This is a genomic window from Methylobacterium sp. UNCCL125, assembly GCF_900116795.1.
Taxonomy (GTDB): Bacteria; Pseudomonadota; Alphaproteobacteria; order Rhizobiales; family Beijerinckiaceae; genus Methylobacterium; species Methylobacterium fujisawaense.
The window spans coordinates 193848-210301 of the sequence record NZ_FPBW01000011.1 but is presented as its reverse complement, the minus strand read 5'-3'; the positions used below and the strand labels follow the sequence as shown (position 1 = coordinate 210301).

The window sequence follows — 16454 nt, the reverse complement described above, 5'->3', positions numbered from 1 at the left end:
CCAGCGCCCCGGTCCTGCGACTCCCTGTTAGCGGTCTCGGGCGAGGCCCAGGCACGCCGTGCCCGCACCTCCGGAACCCGCATCAGCGCCGTGGCCTTCCAGCCGCCCCCCGCCTCGTAGTGGGCGGGTCCGCAGGTCGCTCAGGGTCGGCCCAGAGGCGGGTCGGCGCGGGGGCATTTCCTCGACCCCGCCGGGCAAACTGCCGCCCGGTCTCACGCCCGCTTCCGAGACACGCCCCGCACCGGTCCGCCGCCCGGGGCGATGGCGGCTGAAAGCCACCGACGCGGGCGCCGCCCCGCCCCCGGACCCGCCCGGTCAGCCACCGGGCGGGTCCCCGAAGGACGCCCCGGGATCGCTCCCGGGCCGCCGCGGACAGGTGCGGTCAGGAAGCACAAAATAGGAACATTGTCAAGGTGCGGGCGGCGTGGCGCGCGGGACAGGGCCTGTGCCCGAGCCGTCATTCCGGGGCGCCGCGGGCGCGCCGGAAATCCGGTGTCGCGGTCGGCGCGTCCGGATCCCGGGCTCCGCGCAGCAGCACCGGGATGACGGGGAAGCGGCCGCGTCTGCTATGTCGGCGGTCCGAATCCTCATCGATCGCGCCGCCCGTGGCCATTGACCATATCGATCTCAGCCGGATCGACCTGAACCTGCTGGTGGCCCTGGATGCGCTGCTCGACGAGCGCAGCGTCACGCGGGCGGCCGCACGGGTGGGGATCGGTCAGTCGGCGATGAGTTCGAGCCTCGCCCGCCTGCGCCGCCTGTTCGACGACGAACTCCTGACCCGGGCGCCGGACGGGATGCGGCCGACACCGCGCGCCCTCAAGATCGCCGAGCCGCTGCGGGCCACCCTCCGGCAGGTGCAGGCGCTGGTGCATCGGGAGGAGCGGTTCGACCCGGCCACCGTCGAGCGCAGCTTCACGGTGAGCTTGCCGGACAGCGTCGAAGCGCTGCTCGGGCCGCGGCTGATCGCGCAGCTCCGCCGGGACGCGCCCGGCATCCGGCTCCTGCTGCGCTCGGTCGACCGGACCCGGATCCTCGACGAACTCGACGCCGACCAGGTCGATCTCGCCATCGGCCTGTTCTCCGAGGGGCAGCTCCACCACAAGCAGCGCCTCCTCTACCGCGACAGCTACGTGGTGCTGTTCAACGCCGCGCTGATCGGCCTGGAGCCGCCGATCGGGCTGGACGACTACTTGCGCTTCCCCCACGTGCTGACATCCCTGCGCGAGACCGCCCACGGGGTGGTCGACGACGCCCTCGCGTTGATCGGCCGCTCGCGCATCCTGGCGGTGACGACCCCGCGCTTCCTCGTCGTCCCGTTCATGGTCCGGGCGGCGCCGGTGATCGCCACGATGCACGCCCGGCTCGCCACCTCCTTCGCCAACGCTCTCGCGCTCAGCGTCAGCCCCGTGCCGGTGCCCCTCGACGACGTGGCCGTGTCGATGCTGTGGCACGCCTCGTACGACCACGACCCGGCCCATCGCTGGCTCCGGGATCTGCTGGTCCGGCTGGCCCACGAACCGCCCGCCCCCGGCATCCTCTGAGTTCGGCGCTCACAGCTTGGCGCTCACAGGCAGGGATCGTCCGCGGTCTCCAGGCGGCCGCTCGCGATCGCCGCGCGGAACAGCGCGAAATCGGCCGCATTGCGCTCCGCATAGGCCGCGGCCCAGTCGGCGATCGCCGCGCAGAGGTCGTCGTGTTTGCCGCTGCCGCAATAGCCGGCGATCGCCGCCGCATCGCCGGTCCGCGCATGGGCGCGGGCGAGGAGCGTGCCGTAGGCGTACGAGAAGGTCAGGAGCGGCGCGCCGGACATCCGCGCCAGCGGGATCGCGCCCTTCAGATTCTTCATCTGCCGGACGTAGAACGGGCGGCCCGCGATGCTGGTCCAGCCGAGCAGCGGATCGCCCACCGCCTGGAGCAGGCGCTGGCCGTAGATCACGCGCTCGCCCTCGTGCCCGGAAAAGGGCGCCGGCACCCGCGGCAGGTACGGCGCGTGCGCCGGACGGACCGCCTCCTTGACCTGGAGGAAGAGTGCGTCCGCGTCGGAATTGCCGAACAGCAGCGCCAGGTAGGCGCGGGTCCCGACGCTGCCCACGCCGACGACCCGATGGGCGACATCGACCACGTGGTAACGGTCGAGCATGAAGCGCCGCTCCCGCGGCAGGGTCTCGGCGTAGCGCTCCAGACCGGTGACGACGCCCTCGCGGGTCGCCTCGTCCACGGGCGTCAAGATCGGCGGATCGGTTTGCAGGCGCCAGCTGCCGTCGGTGCGCCGCTCGGCGACCTGGGCGAGGAGGCTGCGGTTGTTCCGCCGCCGCGCCTTGTCGACGGCCCGCCGCACCACGGCCCGGGCCTCGGCATCCATCTGCAATCCGGCGATGTGCGGCGCGTCGGCACGCGTGGTCTGGTACCAGACGTCGAGGGAGCCCTGCGGCGCCAGGCGCCGCATCGTGTGCTGGTAGCCGGAGACCGCCTCCATGACGGAAGCGCGCCGCTCGGCCGCCGGCGCGCCCGCATCCGCGATGGCGACCGCGAGGCCGGCCGCGAGGCGCTTGAGATCCCATTCCCACGGGCCGATCGTGACCTCGTCGAAATCGTTGAGGTCGAGGACGACGTCGCGCTGCGGCGTACCGAACAGGCCGAAATTGTCCGTGTGCGCGTCGCCGTTCATCACCACGTCGATGCCGCTGCGCGGCCCGCGCGACAGGTCCCAGGCCATGACATGGGCGGCCCCGCGCAGGAACGCGAAGGGCGAGGACGCCATCCGGGCGACCCGCAAGGGGATCAGATGCGGCTGACGGCCCTTATGCGCGGCCTCGATCAGGGCGATCGGGTCGGGCCGGTCCGGACCGGGATCCAGCGTGGCTTGGCTCGCATGGGGCACCTCGGCGCGCAGCCGCTTGCCGGCCTTGCGGCGCTTGTCCCAGGCCTCGACGCCCACGCGGAGGTCGATCCGCGGAAACTCCGCGACCGGCGCGAGCACCGAGTCCATACCCGGGGCGTCGGAGACGCCGGTTTCCGGGGCAGTCCTGTCGCTCTCGATGCGATCCATCGATGTCCCATCGCGGCATGCAGGGCGGCCGCGGCCGTACGGGTCTCCCCCCCGAGCCGGGAGCGATTTCCATACGGTAGCATCGGCCCCGCTCTGTGACGTCCCGGGCCCGAACGGCCCTTGACCACTCTATAGGCGAGCCCTCTAACGAACCGAGTATTCGCGGGGCGTTTCCGGGTGCCGGGCCGTTCACAGCGTCGCGATCAGAGTTCCGGAAGTGGACGGGGCGTTCCGGGAACGCCGTTGCATCAGCGAGACTTCGCATGCCCAAGGGTTCAGATCTCCTTGTCGCCGCCCTCGAGAACGAGGGGGTCGACCGAATCTTCGGGATTCCCGGCGAGGAGAATCTCGACGTCGTCGAATCCCTGCGCAACTCCGAGATCGAGCTGATCCTGACCCGCCACGAGCAGGCGGCGAGCTTCATGGCCGCCACCCATGGCCGCCTCACCGGCCGCCCCGGCGTCTGCCTCTCGACCCTGGGTCCCGGCGCGCTGAACTTCTCCACCGGCGCCGCCTATGCCCATCTCGGCGCGATGCCGATGATCATCATCACCGGCCAGAAGGGCATCCTGTCGTCGCGGCAGGCCAAGTTCCAGATCGTCGACGTGATCAGCTCCATGAAGCCGATCACCAAGATGGCCCGGCAGATCGTCTCGGCCTCCTCGATCCCCACCATCGTGCGCGACGCCTTCCGGGTCGCCACCGAGGAGCGGCCGGGCCCGGTGCTGCTGGAGCTGCCCGAGGACATCGCGGCCGAGGAGGCCGAGGCCCACCTCGTGCCCTCGCACCCGATCGACATCCCGGTGGCCCATCCCACCGCTATCGCGCGCGCCGCCGCCATGATCCTGAAGGCCGAGCGCCCGCTGATCATGCTGGGCGCCGCCGCGAGCCGCCCCCGGGCCACCGGCGAACTCGGCGGCTTCGTGCAGCGGACCCAGATCCCGTTCTTCACCACCCAGATGGGCAAGGGCACGGTGGCGAGCGGCACGAACCTCTACATGGGCACGGCGGCGCTCTCCGAGCGCGACTACGTCCACGAGGCGATCGACCGGGCCGACCTGATCATCGCCATCGGCCACGACACGATCGAGAAGCCGCCCTTCTTCATGGGCCAGCACGACCAGAAGGTCCTGCACATCAGCTACATGCCGGCCAATGTCGAGCAGGTCTACTATCCCGACGCCGAGGTGGTGGGCGACCTCGGCCCCACCCTGAAGCTGCTCGCCGACCAACTCGACGGCAAGCTCCCCAACGCCGGCGCCCTGCTCCACCTGCGCGAGCACATCCTCAACCACATCGCCGACCGGGCCGGCGAGGACCGCTTCCCGGTGACGCCGCAGCGGCTCGTGCGCGACGTGCGCCGGGTGATCCCCGAGGACGGCATCGTCTGCCTCGACAACGGGATGTACAAGATCTGGTTCGCCCGGAACTACCGGACCTACGTCGCCAACACGCTGCTCCTCGACAACGCGCTGGCCACGATGGGCGCGGGCCTGCCCTCGGCCATGATGGCGGCGATGCTCTACCCGAACCGGCGCGTCATGGCGGTGTGCGGCGACGGCGGGTTCATGATGAACAGCCAGGAGATGGAGACCGCGGTCCGCCTCAAGCTCAACCTCGTGGTGCTGGTGCTGGACGACGCGGCCTACGGGATGATCCGCTGGAAGCAGGCGGTCGACAAGTTCGCCGATTACGGGATGACCTTCAGCAACCCGGACTTCGTGCTCTACGCCAAGTCGTACGGGGCCACCGGCCACCGGGTCGAGTCGGTCAACGACCTCGTGCCGACCCTCGACCGGGCCTTCGCGGCGGGCGGCGTCCACCTCGTGGCGGTCCCGATCGACTATTCCGAAAACACCCGCGTGCTGGTCGACGAGCTGCGCGCCAAGGTGAAGGATTTCGAGCCGGCCGAGTGAGGCTGGTGTCGCAGTTGGGTCGGGACCAAGACAGGGCAGCGCGATGAACCCGTTCACCTTCCAGACCACGCCGAACGTGCTGTTCGAGGCCGGCGCCTCCAGGAAGCTGCCCGAGATCGTCGGCCGCTTCGGGGCGAAGCGCGTCCTGCTGGTCACCGACAAGGGCGTGCGCGGCGCCGGGCTGACCCAGGCCGCCGAGGCGGCGTTGGCGGCGGCCGGCGTCACCCTCGACGTATACGAGGACGTGGTGGCCGATCCGCCCTCCACGGTGATCGAGGCGGCGGCCAAGCGCGCCCGGGAACTCGGGACCGACCTCGTCCTGTCGATCGGCGGTGGCTCGGCGCTCGATACCGCCAAGCTGGTCGCCTACCTCGCCAAGTCCGAGGAGCCGCTCGACGCGATCTACGGCGTCGGCCTCGCCACGGGCGACCGGCTTCCGCTGATCCTCGTTCCCACCACCGCCGGCACCGGCTCGGAGGTGACGCCGATCTCGATCGTCACGACGCCGACCACCGAGAAGAAGGGCGTCGTCGCCCCGAAACTCCTGCCCGACTGGGCGGTGCTCGACCCGGAGCTGACGCTCGGCCTGCCGTCGCACGTCACCGCGGCGACCGGCATAGACGCCATGGTCCACGCCATCGAGGCCTTCACCAGCAAGAACAAGAAGAACCCGATCTCCGACCAGCTCGCCAAGCAGGCGCTGGCGCTGCTCTCGGCCAACATCCGCATCGCCTGCACGGACGGGGCGAATCTCGAGGCGCGCTCCGGCATGCTGCTCGGCTCGATGCTCGCCGGCATGGCCTTCGCCAACGCGCCGGTGGCGGCGGTCCACGCCCTGGCCTACCCGGTCGGGGCGATCTTCCACGTGCCGCACGGGCTCTCGAACGCGCTCGTGCTGATGGGCGTGATGCGCTTCAACCTCTCGCACGCGGAGGCGCTCTACGCCGAGCTGGCGCCGATCCTCGATCCCGCGGCCGCGGATCTGCCGCCGTCCGAGGCCGCCAAGCGCTTCGTGGAGAGCCTCGACGCGATCTGCCGCGACTGCAAGGTTCCGGCGTCCCTCGCCGAGGTCGGCGTCGCCCGGCAGGATCTGGAGCGCATGGCCTCCGACGCGATGAAGCAGACGCGGCTCCTCGTGAACAACCCGCGCGAGGTCACCTACGACGACGCCTTCGCGATCTACGCCGAGGCGCTGGGCGAGGCACGCCCGGCGGCGTGAGGGCGGAAGCGGCGCTGGACTGCCGCTCGGCCAGTCCCGGCCACGCCGTCATCGCGAGCGCAGCGAAGCGACCCAGGGCAGCGCGCCCTCGCCAAGCGAGACGCTGCTGGATTGCTTCGCTCCGCTCGCAAGGACGGAGGCGACGTTTCAGCCCTAGGGCTGTGAGGAGAAACGCCAGCATGGACCAGTTCGACGCGTTCCGGGCGATGGGCGAGTTCTGGACCCGGGCGGGCACGGGCTTCTTCACGCAGGGTCTGGGGCCATCCGCGCCCGGCTTCGGCTGGCCGACCTTTCCGGCGCCCGATCTCGCCGGCATGGCTGCCGCCCAGTCCAAGCTCACCGAGGCCTGGACCGCCGCCAACACCCTCTCGCAGACACTCGCGACATCGCTCCAGGGCGGCCCCGGGGCGCCGGACCCGACCGCCGGGGCGGTGCTCGCCCGGATCTTCGATCCCCAGGCCTGGCTCGGCGGCTCGGGCGAGTTCGACGCCGCGCTGACCCGCATGGCCGAGGGCCCGCAGCTCGCCGACCTGTGGCAGACCGAGCGGCGCTACGCGGCCCTGTTCACCGCCTGGGCGACGCTGCGGCGAGCGCAGAGCGAGCATCAGGCCGTGATGCTGGACGCCTGGACCCGTGCCGCCGGCACCTTCGCCCAGGAGGCCAATGCCCGCGCCGAGCGCGGCGAGAGCTTCGCCTCCGCCCGGGAGATGATGACGCGCTGGATCGAGACCGCCAACGCGGTCCTGCTGGAGGTCCAGCGCTCGGACAAGTTCCTGGCCTCGCAGCGGGCGGTGCTGCGGGCCTCCACCGATCTGCGGCTCGCCCAGCAGGACGTCGCGGCCTTCCTGTCCGAGTTCTACGGCCAGCCGACCCGGGCCGAGCTCGACGACGTCCACAAGAGCCTCACCGAGCTGCGCCGCGAGGTGCGGGCGCTCCGCCGCGAGCGCCGGCAGGCCGGCAAGGTCGCGCAGGCGGGTGGTTCAGAGGTCGGGAAGGAAGCCCATGGCTGACCAGGAAAGCCCGAAGGGGCCGGCCGCTCCGCTGAATCTCACACCCGCCGCGTTGCTGGCCGAAGTCGGCACCCTCGGCCGCCGGATCAGCGAGGGGGCCAAGCTGTTCGCCGATGTCAGCGACGCCGACGTCGCGATCGCTACCACGCCGAAGGATCTGGTCTGGAGCCAGGACAAGGTCCGGCTCTACCGCTACCGGCCCCTCGCCGAGAGCAAAGGCCTGCCGCCGGTCCTGATCGTCTACGGCCTGATCGGCCGCTACACGATGGCCGACCTGCAGGAGGACCGCTCGCTGGTCCGCAACCTACTGAATCTCGGCCTCGACCTCTACGTGGTCGATTGGGGCAATCCCGGCCGGGCCGACCGCTACGTCACCATCGACGATTACGTGGACGGCTACCTCGCCGAGTGCGTCGCCGTCATCCAGGAGGCGGCGAAGCGCGACAGGATCAGCCTGCTCGGGATCTGCGAGGGCGGGGTCTTCACCACCTGCTACGCGGCGCTCTACCCCGAGACCGTCAACGCGATGGTGCTGACCATCACGCCGATCGACTTCCATGCCGACACGCGGGAGAACCGGGCCGGCCACGGCTTCATCAATGTCTGGACGCGCTCGCTGACGCCCGAGGACGTGGACCGGCTGATCGACGCGCAGGGCTCCCTGCCCGGCGCTTTCATGGGCTCGGTGTTCTCCATGATGACGCCGATGCGCACCCTGACGAAGTACAACCTCGACCTGCTCGACGCCCTCGACGACAAGAAGAAGTTTTTGAACTTCCTGCGCATGGAGAAGTGGATCGCCGACCGTCCGGACCATCCCGGCGAGGCGGCGAAGCAGTGGCTCAAGGATCTCTACCAGGACAACAAGCTGGTCCAGAGTGCCTTCGAGCTCGGCGGCCGGACGGTGGATCTGAAGGCCATCACATGCCCGGTGCTGAACGTCTTCGCCCAGGACGACCACATCATCCCACCCGCCACCTCGCAGGCGCTGAAGGACAAGATCGGCACCGCGGATTACACCGAGATGGGGCTGCCCGGCGGCCATGTCGGCGTGTTCGTCGGCGGCAAGGCCCAGAAGCTGCTTGGGTCGGGCATCGCCGACTGGCTCGGCCAGCGGGGGTAGGATGTCGGCCCGACGGTTCTCGATGAGCAGGACGCCCCTCCCCTCCCCCCACTGCGGGGGTGTCCGGTGGACACACCCATCGTGGGCGGCGCCGCGGCGGCGGGATCAAGCGCGGGCCCCCTCTCCCGTGCGGGAGAGGGACAGGGTGAGGGATCAGGTCCGTCCGATAAAGGCGCGACCTGACGGTGCTTCGACGGCGTGCTCCATCCTGACGCGTCCCGTCCCTCACCCCGACCCTCTCCCGCACGGGAGAGGGGGCGCCTCGCGATCTGCCGCGGAGGCCAGCGTTCAATCCGGGCCGATGGACATCGTCGCTTCCCGGAGAAGGGCGAGCGCAGCCGCTCCGGCCGCATCCCGGGCGCCGAGGATCACCCGATGGGCAGCCTGAAGAACAAGATCGTCAGCGCCGACGAGGCGGTCGCCATCCTGCAGGACGGCGACATGGTGGCGGTGTCGGGCTTCGTCGGCATCGGCACGCCCGACGAGCTGATCCTGGCGCTCGCCCGCCGCTTCGAATCCGGCGCCGGCCCGCACGGGCTCGGTCTGATGTTCGCCGCCGCCCCCGGCGACGGCAAGGAGCGCGGCCTCAATCGGCTGGCGCTCCCGGGCCTCGTCCGCCGCGTCGTCGGCGGCCACTGGGCCCTGGTGCCGAAGCTCGGCGCCATGGCGGTCGAGGGCCTGATCGAGGCCTACAACCTGCCGCTCGGCGTGGTCTCGCACCTCTACCGGGAGATCGCGGCCCACACGCCGGGCCACATCACCAAGGTCGGCCTGCGCACCTTCGTGGACCCGCGGCTGGAGGGCGGCAAGCTCAACGCCGTGACGCACGAGGACCTCGTCAGCGTGGTCGAGCTCGGCGGCGAATCCTGGCTCCACTACAAGGCGTTTCCCATCAACGTCGCGCTGATCCGCGGCACCACGGCCGATCCCGCCGGCAACATCACCATGGAGCGCGAGGCGCTCACCCTCGACAACCTCGCCGCCGCCATGGCGGCGAAGAACTCGGGCGGCTTCGTCATCGCGCAGGTGGAGCGGCTGGCCGAGGCCGGCTCGCTCAACCCGCGCGAGGTGCAGGTGCCCGGCGTGCTGGTCGATTGCGTGGTGCTCAGCCAGCCCGAGAACCACCGCCAGACCTACGGCACGCCCTACAACCACGCCTTCACGGGCCGCCAGCGGGTGCCCCTCGACCGGATCGCCCCCATGGCGCTCGATGCCCGCAAGGTCATCGCCCGGCGCTGCGCCTTCGAGTTGCCGCCGGGCGGCGTGGTCAATCTCGGCATCGGCATGCCGGAGGGCGTCGCGGCGGTCGCCGCCGAGGAGCGGGTGCTGAAATACCTGACGCTCACCGCCGAGCCCGGCGTGATCGGCGGCCTGCCGCAGGGCGGGCTCGATTTCGGCGCCGCCCTGAACCCGGCCGCGGTGCTGCACCAGAACCAGCAGTTCGATTTCTACGACGGCGGCGGCCTCGACCTCGCCTGCCTGGGCCTCGCGCAGTGCGACGCCGAAGGCAACGTCAACGTCAGCCGCTTCGGCAAGCGGCTCGCGGGCGCGGGCGGCTTCATCAACATCTCGCAGAACGCCAAGAGCCTCGTCTTCGCCGGCACCTTCACGGCCGACGGGCTCAAGGTCGCGGTGGAGGATGGCGGCATCCGGATCCTCACCGAGGGCCGCTCCCGGAAGTTCATCGCCGCGGTGGAGCAGGTGACCTTCTCGGGGGCCTACGCGGCCGAGCGCGGCCAGCCGGTGCTCTACGTGACCGAGCGCTGCGTCTTCCGGCGGACGCGGGCCGGCATGGAGCTCGTGGAGGTCGCGCCGGGCATCGACGTCGCGCGGGACATCCTGGGCCAGATGGGTTTCGCGCCCATCGTGCAGGACCCGAAACCGATGGATCCGCGCCTGTTCCGCGAGGCCGTGATGGCCCTGGAGCCCTGGCTGCTGGGCCTCTCGCTGTCGGAGCGGATCAGCTACGACCCGGAGCGCAACATCCTGTTCTCGAACCTGGAAGGTTTCCAGGTGCGGACCATCGACGATGTCGAGCTGGTGCGCCGGGAATACGAGCGCGCCTGCCAGGAGATCGGCCGCAAGGTCCACCTGATCGCCAATTACGACGGGTTCGAGATCGACCCGACGGTGAGCGACGCCTATTTCTCGGCGATCGCCTATCTCGAGAACCGCTATTACGAGACCGCGTCGCGGTACACCACGAGCGCGTTCCTGCGATTGAAACTCGGCGCCTCGTTGGCGAGCCGCGATCTGGCTCCCCATGTCTTCGAGACCAAAGCCGAGGCGCAGGCGCGGAACACCGCCCAGAGCGTGCCCCTCAAGCCGCGCCCCGGCCTGTCCCAGCCCGACAGATCGCAGCCGCCGAAGGAACCGTTGGATGCCTGAGTTCGAGACCCCCGCCCTGACGGACCGCGCCCTGCTGGTCGATGCCTGCCTGATCGGCGGCACATGGTCGAAGGCCGGCTCCGGCAGCATCGACGTCACCAACCCGGCGACCGGCGCCCTGATCGCCCGGGTGCCGAATGCCGGAGCCGCTGAGACGGCCCAGGCGATCAAGGCCGCCCACGCGGCCTACCCGGCCTGGCGCGCCAAGACCGCCAACGAGCGCGCCGTGCTGCTGCGCAAGCTCGCGGCGCTCGTCACCGAGCATCAGGAGGACCTCGCCCAGATCCTCACGGCCGAGCAGGGCAAGTCGCTGACCGAGTCCCGCGGCGAGGTCGCCATGTCGGCGGCCTACGTGCTGTGGTTCGCGGAAGAAGCGCGCCGCGTCTACGGCGACGTGGTCCCCTCCCCCTGGGGCGACCGCAAGATCCTCGTCACCAAGGAGCCGGTGGGCGTGGTGGCGGCGATCACGCCGTGGAACTTCCCGTCCTCGATGATCGCCCGCAAGATCGCCCCGGCGCTGGCCGCCGGCTGCCCGATCGTGATCAAGCCCGCCTCGCAGACCCCGCTCTCGGGCCTCGCCTGGGGCGTCCTGTGCGAGCGCGCCGGCTTCCCGGCCGGTGTAGTGAGCATTCTCACCGGCTCGGCCCGCGCCATCGGCGCCGAGATGACCGGCAATCCGCTCGTCAAGAAGATCACGTTCACGGGCTCCACCGAGGTCGGCAAGGTGCTGCTGGAGCAGGCCGCCCACACGGTGAAGAAGGTCTCGATGGAGCTGGGCGGCAACGCACCCTTCATCGTGTTCGACGACGCCGACCTCGACAAGGCGGTGGCCGGCGCGATGCTCGCCAAGTACCGCAATTCCGGCCAGACCTGCATCTGCACCAACCGCTTCCTGGTGCAGGACGGGATCTACGACGCCTTCGCCGAGAAGATGGCCGAGGCGGCCAACCGCCTGAAGGTCGGCAACGGCGTCGAGGACGGCGTCGCCCAGGGGCCGCTGATCGACATGGCCGCGGTGGAGAAGACCGAGGCGCATATCCGCGACGCGCTCGAGAAGGGCGGCCGGGTGATCGCGGGCGGCCACCGGCACGCGCTCGGCGGCCAGTTCTTCGAGCCCACCGTGATCACCGGCGCCACGCCCGCCATGGCGGTGGCCCGGGAGGAGACCTTCGGACCGCTGGCGCCGCTGTTCCGGTTCCGCGACGAGGCCGAGGCGATCCGCATGGCCAACGACACCGAGTACGGGCTCGCCTGCTACTTCTACACCCGCGACCTCGGCCGCACCTTCCGGGTGGCGGAGGCGCTGGAATACGGCATGGTCGGGATCAACGAGGGGATCATCACCACCGAGGTGGCGCCCTTCGGCGGCGTGAAGGAATCCGGCCTCGGCCGCGAGGGCTCGTATCAGGGTATCGAGGATTACCTGAACACCAAGTACCTCTGCGTGGGCGGCCTCGGCGCGTAGGGCCGCGTCCCAGGTCGACTCGGATCGGGGCCTGATTGGTTCTCCCTCCCCTGCGGAGGAGGGAGAACCGGTGCGTCTTACTTCCCGCTCGGCGCCGCGCCGCTGCCCGTGGCGCCGTTGCCCGAGCTGCTGCCGGCGGGCGCGCCCGGGGTGCTGACGCGCGGGCCGCCGCTGGTGCCGGGCGCCATGCCGGTGCCGGTGGAGCCGGTGCTCTCCATGGAGCCGGCTCCCGTCCCGGTGCCACCCACCGCGCCGGACTTGTTGACGTTGCCCTGGTTGGCGCCGCCGGTCTGGGGGGCCTGAGCCAGCGCCGCGCCGGACGTGGCGAGCACGAGGGATGTGGCGAGGGCGAGGATCGTCTTCATGGGGACTCCTGACAATGGTGGGTCGTGTCAGGGCAACCCCGCGGCGCCGGGAATGTTCGGTCGCCTTTAGCGGGCGAGCGCCTCCCGCCACGCCGTCCAGGGCCAGCGCAGGGCCTCCCCGCCCGCCGACGGCGCGATCGACACCGTCGCGGTCCGGCCGCTGACCAGCCGCGGGTCCGCCGGGCCGCCGTCGAGGGTGATCCGCACGGGGATGCGCTGGGCCAGCCGCACCCACGAGAAGGTCGGGTTGACGTTCGCCAGCAGGTTGGTGGCGTCGCTGCGACCGGTCTCGCCGATGCCCCCCGCGATGCTCGCCACGCGGCCCGTGAGCACGCCGTCCTCGCCCATCAGCTGGACGTTGACCGGCGCGCCGACGCGGATGCGCGGCAGCTTGGTCTCCTCGAAGTAGCCCTCGATCCGGACGGTGTCGCGGTCGATCAGCGCCATGACCCCGCGGCCCGTGGTGACGTAGGCGCCCGGACGCAGCTCCATGTTGGTGATCCGGCCGTTGACCGAGGCCCGCACCGCCGAGCGTTCCAGGTTGAGCTTGGCGAGGTCGCGGTCGGCCAGGGCCTGCTCGTAGGCCGCCTGGGCGGACAGGTCGGCGGCCTTGGTGGCCTCGACCTTCTGCTGCGAGACGGCCGCGTCGGAGAGCTTGCTGTAGCGGGCATAGTCGGCGGCGGTCTGCTCGGCGGTGGCCTTGCGGCCCTCCACCATCGCCTCCGCCTGCCGCAGCCCGATGCGGAACCGGTCCGGATCGATGCGGAACAGGACGTCGCCCTTCCGCACGACCTGATTGTCCTCCACCAGCACCTCGGTGACGAGGCCGGACACGTCGGGGGCCACCGCCACGACGTCGGCGCGCACGCGCCCGTCCCGGGTCCAGGGGGCATCCATGTAGTAGTCCCACAGGCCGAGGCCGACGATCAGCGCCGCGGCGACCATGCCGAGGGTGACCAGGAGGCGGCCGAGGACGGAGAACAGGGCGGTCATTGCAGGGTCCGGTGGGCGAGGGTCACGACGCCGCCGAGCAGGACGACGTAGAGGGCGAGGTCGAAGAGCGGCCGGTGCCAGACGAGGCGGTAGAAGCCGGTCGCCGACAGGAGACGGCGGAGCGGCAGGCTGAGCGCGAAGGCGATGGCCATCCAGAGCGCGAGGCCCGGCACGAACACGCCGTAGAGGTCGATCTCGCCCATCATGCCGCCATCTCCCGGTCGTCCCGCGCGGGGGGCGCCGCCCGGTAGGCCGGCGCGTCGGGGAAGAGCCCGCGGCGCAGGCCGGTGAGTCCGATCAGGGCGGCCCGCCGCTCCGGCGCGGGGGCCGCATCCGCGACGGCGGCGAGCCCGTCGTCCAGCGCCGCCAGGAGCGCCGAATCGGGCCGTCCGGTCCGGCCGCGGAGTTGGCGCGCCGCCAGCGCGAGGGCCCGGTCGACGGCGGTCCGGGGCGGACCCGTCAGCCGCCGGCGCACCCGACGGACCTCCACGAGGTTGATGCCCACCCGGACATCGGCCAGCAGGTCGCCCACGGAAGCCGACGTCTCAGCCGGCAGCGTCGCCAGCCGCGGGGCGATCAGCCCGATGCGGTCGAGCATCAGGGCGGCGAGTTCGAGGCCGTGGCCGGTGCCGCGCCCGTCCGCGGCGGCTGCGAGGCTCTGCCGGTTGATCCGCACGAGCCGCCGGGCGCTCCAGCCGGCGCCCACCGAGCGGATCAGCCGGGTGACCACCGCGCCGACCCACATGCCCACCACCGAGGCGATCACCCCGTTGGCGAAGGGCGCGAAGTCGCCGCTGTAGCCGTTCTGGAGGGCGAGCAGCGTCGCGCCGTTCAGCGCCGCGCCCATGCCCATCGGGGCGGTGCGCGGCTGCGTCATCATCAGGCCGCACAGGATCAGGGCCGGCGCGAGCGCCAGGGCTAGCATCTCGAAGGAGGTGGCGAGGGGCAGCACGGCGAACAGGTAGAGGCCCGCGCCGAGGGCGCCGACGAGCGCCGAGTTGGTGAAGCTCAGGATCTGCGGCGCGGGATCGTCCTGCGCGGCGAACAGGCAGCAGGCGACCGCGCCCATCATCGGCGCCGCGGATCCGTCGGGCCAGCCGGTGGCGATCCAGATCGCACAGCAGACCAGCAGGCCCACGAACACCCCGAAGGCCGAGAACGCCGCCAGCCCATGGTCGCGGTGGCGGATGGACCGGACCCGGGCCGTGTAGGCGAAGGCGAGCGGCGCCCGCGGCGGCGTCCCGGCTGCAAGGTGGCCACGGAGTGCCCGCAGGTCCTGCCGCAGGTCGATGACGTCGCGCAGGCGTGCCGCGAGGCTCGCGAGCAGCAGCGTGGTCCAGTCCGGATTCCGGCCGAGGGTCGGCTCGAACCCGTCGATCCGGCCGCGCAGATGCGCGGCGCGCTCCGGATCATCCGCCTCGTCGGCGAGCCAGACGGCGAGGTCCGACAGGAACGACCGGACCCGCGCCGGCAGCGCGCCCGCCCGCTCCAAGGTCTCGACGCGATCCGCCACGGCGGCGACGATCGGCAGGACCATCAGCATGTGCTGCCGGAGCGGCGCGAAGGCCTCCGCGGCGCGCTCTGCACCCGTCGCTTCGTTGCGCAGGGCGAGGCCGAGGGCATCGAGGCCGAGGGCGTCCGAGGCGAGGCGCAGGCGCCGGCCCTGGCTCGTCCCGGAAGCCTCCGGTGCCCGGGCCGCCGCGAGGGCACCCTGGATCCACGCACGGGCTTCCGCCAGCCAGAGATTCAGACGCCCGACGATCAGGGGGGCCGCCGATTGCGGCAGGATCAGCGTGGCGGCGAGGCTGGCGCAGAGGATCCCCAGGGAGATCTCCTCGGCCCGCGCCACGGCGGTGTCGAAGATCGCCCCGGGATCCTCGACGGCGGGGAAGCCGATCAGCGCCGCCGTGTAGCCGGCGAGCATCGGCAGGTAGCTCGCCGGGGTACGATCGAGGAGCGAGACGTAGAGGCAGAGCGCGACCCAGAGGGCCACCGCGAGGCTCAGCAGGATCGGCTCGTTGACGAGGTTCGGCACCAGCACGACGCTCACCGCCGCGCCGAGCACCGTGCCGCCGACGCGGTAGACGGCCTTCGCGCGCGTCGCGCCCGAGAGGACCTGGCTGGTGATGTAGACGGTGCCCACCGCCCAGTAGGGCCGCGGCAGGTCGATCCAGAGCGCGAGGAACAGGGCGAGCATCGCCGCCGCGTAGGTCTTCAGCGCGAACGCCCAGTCGCGCCATCCGGGAAGGGTCACGACGCCGGCTCCAGCTCGGGGGCGGCCGCGGCGGCCTCCCGCCCGTAGCGCTGGAGCGCCGCGAAGACCCGCAGGCTCGCTTCGAGATCGGCGTCGTCGACCTCAGCGAAGACCCGCGCGCGCAGGGTCGAGAGCGCCGCCTCGATCTCCTCGAAGACCTGCCGTCCGCGCGGGGTCAGACCCAGCACCTTGGCGCGGCGGTCGGAGGGATCCTCGCGGCGGACCACCAGCCCGGCGACGGCGAGCTGGTCGAGGAGGCGGACCAGCGAGGGGCCTTCGATGCCGACGGCCTCCGCCAGGACGTTCTGGCGCGGTTCCTCTTCCATCCGACCGATGATGATCAGCGGGTGCGCGGTGGCGTCGGACAGGCCATGCGCCTCCGCGACATTGTTGGCGGCGCGCCGCCAGTGGCGTCCCGTCGTCAGCAACGCGTGCGTGATGGCCTGCTGCAGCCGCTCGCGCGTCCTGGGATCGTCGATGTCGGTCACGGTCTGATCCCCCGCCGCGAGGACCCGGCGAAGACGCCGGATCAATCAGTTCACATACTGATAGATAGCATCATATCGATTTGGACAGGGTGACATCGTGGTCGGTCAGGGTTGCGGGCAACGAATGGGCACGTCCCTCGTCGCGAGAGTGTGCAGCGTCAGCGGAATGCAGCTCAGGGTC

Annotated in this window: 13 protein-coding genes; 7 read left to right on the top strand and 6 right to left on the bottom strand. The window is 71.3% G+C overall.

The genetic code is table 11. The features are described 5' to 3' along the window. Positions 1-605 precede the first annotated feature (605 nt). Positions 606-1544 (top strand): LysR family transcriptional regulator, encoded by a 939-nt coding sequence (locus BM396_RS13555; protein ID WP_043388210.1) that lies wholly within the window; start codon positions 606-608, stop codon positions 1542-1544. Between the two features lie 23 nt (positions 1545-1567). Here BM396_RS13555 and BM396_RS13550 read toward each other — a convergent pair whose 3' ends face one another. Then, positions 1568-3052, bottom strand: coding sequence for a DUF2252 domain-containing protein (locus tag BM396_RS13550; protein ID WP_081948867.1), 1485 nt, complete (start codon positions 3050-3052; stop codon positions 1568-1570). Positions 3053-3315: 263 nt separating this feature from the next. Here BM396_RS13550 and BM396_RS13545 point away from each other — a divergent pair, with 263 nt between their 5' ends. The 6 genes from BM396_RS13545 to BM396_RS13520 all read left to right on the top strand — a co-directional run bounded on the left by BM396_RS13545 (position 3316) and on the right by BM396_RS13520 (position 12173). Continuing rightward, positions 3316-4968: an acetolactate synthase large subunit gene (locus BM396_RS13545; protein WP_043388211.1), complete on the top strand. Its 1653-nt coding sequence runs from the start codon at positions 3316-3318 to the stop codon at positions 4966-4968. Between the two features lie 43 nt (positions 4969-5011). Continuing rightward, on the top strand, positions 5012-6187 hold the full coding sequence (locus tag BM396_RS13540; RefSeq protein WP_043388212.1) for an iron-containing alcohol dehydrogenase: 1176 nt from the start codon (positions 5012-5014) through the stop codon (positions 6185-6187). A 179-nt stretch (positions 6188-6366) separates the two neighbouring features. Next, the gene (locus BM396_RS13535; protein ID WP_043388213.1) at positions 6367-7197 is read left to right on the top strand and encodes a poly(R)-hydroxyalkanoic acid synthase subunit PhaE; all 831 of its coding nucleotides are present in this window, start codon (positions 6367-6369) and stop codon (positions 7195-7197) included. Then, positions 7190-8320: a class III poly(R)-hydroxyalkanoic acid synthase subunit PhaC gene (phaC, locus tag BM396_RS13530; RefSeq protein ID WP_051976326.1), complete on the top strand. Its 1131-nt coding sequence runs from the start codon at positions 7190-7192 to the stop codon at positions 8318-8320. The genes BM396_RS13535 and phaC overlap by 8 nt, the downstream gene beginning before the upstream one ends. A gap of 375 nt (positions 8321-8695) precedes the next feature. Continuing rightward, positions 8696-10708 carry an acyl CoA:acetate/3-ketoacid CoA transferase gene (locus BM396_RS13525; protein WP_043387975.1) on the top strand — a complete coding sequence of 671 codons (2013 nt, stop codon included), beginning with the start codon at positions 8696-8698 and terminating at the stop codon, positions 10706-10708. Next, complete coding sequence (locus BM396_RS13520; protein ID WP_051976304.1) at positions 10701-12173, top strand: NAD-dependent succinate-semialdehyde dehydrogenase; 1473 nt, start codon at positions 10701-10703, stop codon at positions 12171-12173. Before BM396_RS13525 ends, BM396_RS13520 begins: the two co-directional genes overlap by 8 nt. Positions 12174-12250: 77 nt before the next feature. Here BM396_RS13520 and BM396_RS32780 read toward each other — a convergent pair whose 3' ends face one another. The 5 genes from BM396_RS32780 to BM396_RS13495 all read right to left on the bottom strand — a co-directional run bounded on the left by BM396_RS32780 (position 12251) and on the right by BM396_RS13495 (position 16273). Continuing rightward, positions 12251-12538 (bottom strand): hypothetical protein, encoded by a 288-nt coding sequence (locus BM396_RS32780; protein ID WP_043387974.1) that lies wholly within the window; start codon positions 12536-12538, stop codon positions 12251-12253. A 66-nt stretch (positions 12539-12604) separates the two neighbouring features. Then, positions 12605-13531 carry an efflux RND transporter periplasmic adaptor subunit gene (locus BM396_RS13510; protein WP_043387973.1) on the bottom strand — a complete coding sequence of 309 codons (927 nt, stop codon included), beginning with the start codon at positions 13529-13531 and terminating at the stop codon, positions 12605-12607. Next, positions 13528-13737 carry a DUF1656 domain-containing protein gene (locus tag BM396_RS13505; protein WP_043355775.1) on the bottom strand — a complete coding sequence of 70 codons (210 nt, stop codon included), beginning with the start codon at positions 13735-13737 and terminating at the stop codon, positions 13528-13530. Before BM396_RS13505 ends, BM396_RS13510 begins: the two co-directional genes overlap by 4 nt. After that, positions 13734-15785, bottom strand: a complete 2052-nt coding sequence (locus BM396_RS13500) for an FUSC family protein (protein ID WP_043387971.1) — start codon at positions 15783-15785, stop codon at positions 13734-13736. Before BM396_RS13500 ends, BM396_RS13505 begins: the two co-directional genes overlap by 4 nt. Then, positions 15782-16273, bottom strand: coding sequence for a MarR family winged helix-turn-helix transcriptional regulator (locus tag BM396_RS13495; RefSeq protein WP_081948821.1), 492 nt, complete (start codon positions 16271-16273; stop codon positions 15782-15784). Before BM396_RS13495 ends, BM396_RS13500 begins: the two co-directional genes overlap by 4 nt. Positions 16274-16454: the final 181 nt, after the last annotated feature.